Origin of the sequence: Pantoea sp. GbtcB22, assembly GCF_019091025.1 — a bacterium.
Lineage (GTDB): Bacteria > Pseudomonadota > Gammaproteobacteria > Enterobacterales > Enterobacteriaceae > Pantoea > Pantoea leporis.
The window spans coordinates 1-236 of record NZ_JAGXKB010000861.1 but is presented as its reverse complement, the minus strand read 5'-3'; the positions used below and the strand labels follow the sequence as shown (position 1 = coordinate 236).

Below are 236 nucleotides of genomic sequence, written 5' to 3'. Positions count from 1 at the left end.
GCAGGCGCTGGGCCAGCACTGTGCGGCGCAAAGCTGGCGCGTCAGCGATACGGTGCAACTCGACGCGGTGTTGGAACAATTGATGCGGATTCGACGTCTGTCGCTGGTGGAAGTGGTGTTGGACAAACAGGACTTGCCGCCGCTGCTACGTAAGGTCACCGCCGCACTGCATCAGCGTAATAGTGTCTAAACATCGGGAACTTGCCGCTGGGAACTCGGGCAGGTGATCGGTAGGC

Annotated in this window: 1 pseudogene; it reads left to right on the top strand. The window is 60.2% G+C overall.

The window, feature by feature from the left end:
- A pseudogene (locus KVT28_RS26885) lies at positions 1-190 on the top strand (indolepyruvate decarboxylase); the annotation flags it as partial.
- Positions 191-236: the final 46 nt, after the last annotated feature.